Consider the following 1,952-nt stretch of genomic DNA (forward strand, 5'->3'; position numbering starts at 1 on the left):
TACAAATTCATTTCGCCATATTTTAAAATTATGAGCAAATTTTCCTTCAATAGAATTTTTATATCCTTCAAATTTTACTTCTAAAATATCAAAGTCATTGAATAATTTATATGTCTCTGCCGTCAATCCTACTGGGTGTAATACCCCACCATAATCATAGAAAGTGTCTTCATCGAGAAGTATTCCTCTTGTAGTAATTACATACTCTACATCTTTTTCTTCCTCAGTACTCAACCTCACTACACTTCCTAAAGGCAAAACTTTCTCCATATAATCTTTCATATTAATTCACCGATCCTTTTAATACGATAATTTTCTCTTCTATTTTTTGTCGCCTTTTTTCTAATTGGCGGATACGATCAATAAAAGCATCACGTGTTTTACCTTGCAAACTATTATCAATACTACTTTCTAATCTTCTAATATCTCCTGTCAAAGATACAGCTGCTTTTTCAAGTTGCATAACAACGTTAATAATTTGATCTCGCCCACCACTGTCCGGAAATGTACTATGAACCCTCGACATTATCATATGTAAATCCATCCTCATACCCCCTTCCTTAACATTTATCAATAATAGGAAACCGAAGCTAACTCTTCATCTTTTGCTATCATAGAAATTACCGCATCTGTTACATCTTGACTTAACTCTTTTAAATCATTTGAAAGTTCGTTCACATCTCTGGAAATCTCTACTAATAATGAACGATTTAATCCTCTACTACCATCATTCATAAAATAGTTTAATAATGATTGGCGATGGCTTCTTACATAATCTCCAGCAATTGAAGCAATATTTGTATCAATTTCAAAGTCACCTTTAAATACATCTAAAATATCTTGAACAAGAGAAGATGCTACTTCTTTTGCAATTGCTATAATTTCATCACGGGATAAATAAAGAATGATGCATCCTACTAAAAAATCTACAGCTGCGTTAAATACTGATTCTAACACTTCAAGTACCTTTTCCTTACATTTTGCTAATTTATTCTCTATCCAATCCACAGCCGCATTCACCTGATTTCTAACTTCTTGTATAACTTCCTTACTAAATTTCAAAGCTTTTTTTCCTGTTTCTACACCTATACTTGCTATTTTTGTTGCTAGAGCACTAGTATCTCCCACTACTGTTATTGCAACTAGAATTGCACTGACTGGGGTTCCATTTACCACTAAATCCACTACAACTTCTTCTGTTGTACTTAATGTTTTTTTTCCAGTGATTCCTTTATATAGGTCCCCAGCAGATTCTGATATTTCTAAAAAACCAAATTTCCAATCAAATCCTGTTTCGCTAACCTTTTTCAATTTATCTATTGCTACATTCCCATTCCTAGAATAAAATTTTGGATCATATAAAAAAGAATGCCCTTCCCCATTTTCCATTTTATAAACCTGTCCAGGTATTACAAAATCTGCGGCCTTAATGGCACCATACAAAGGATCATATTCATTTATAAGACTGCGGCAATTTTTCATATTGGTCCCGTATCCGTACTTAACCACATCTTTATTTAAAACAGGCGCAGGATTTAAAGCTAATACGTTTATATTATCTTCTTGATGTCTTAATGCAACTGTATTCGCTGCTCCGCCACCTAAGGAGTGCCCTAGTAAAGTTATCTTCTTTCCTTTATTCTTCGCCTTGACTTTTTCATAAAATTTTTCTGCTTGACTATACTGAAATTCCGCTAATGACCCCAATATAGGTGAATTAGTTAAATTATGTAGCCCAATTGCTCCATCGGTTGCTAAATCGCCTACCTGATTCGGTTGAGTTCCAACGTATACTATGAAAATCTCATCCGTATCTTTACTTCGTAAGGCATATGCTCCAAACCCTGATGTTGGATGGTTATCATCATCAGCTATAAGCTCAGCATTAAAATTTTTCTCTAATTCCCTCTGATTTGTCTTTTCATTTGAATTACTATATATTTTCTCTTTCC

3 protein-coding genes are annotated in these 1,952 nt (G+C 33.6%); all 3 read right to left on the reverse strand.

The window, feature by feature from the left end:
* Positions 1 to 282 (reverse strand): DUF4176 domain-containing protein (locus ACQGS6_RS27400; protein WP_426965951.1); only part of this gene is annotated, 282 nt, incomplete at its 3' end.
* Between the two features lies 1 nt (position 283).
* Entirely contained in the window at positions 284 to 544 is a 261-nt protein-coding gene (locus tag ACQGS6_RS27405) for a hypothetical protein (protein ID WP_000363091.1), read from the reverse strand.
* A gap of 26 nt (positions 545 to 570) precedes the next feature.
* The coding region (locus tag ACQGS6_RS27410; RefSeq protein WP_426965952.1) for a lipase family protein at positions 571 to 1,952 on the reverse strand (1,382 nt) is incomplete at its 5' end.

The sequence above is a fragment of the Bacillus sp. GMs2/2 genome, assembly GCF_050172095.1.
GTDB lineage: Bacteria > Bacillota > Bacilli > Bacillales > Bacillaceae_G > Bacillus_A > Bacillus_A cereus.

Coding starts and splice junctions, on each gene's coding strand:
- ACQGS6_RS27405 (WP_000363091.1), bottom strand. CDS start 544: ATGGATTTACATATGATAATGTCGAGGGTTCATAGTACATTTCCGGAC.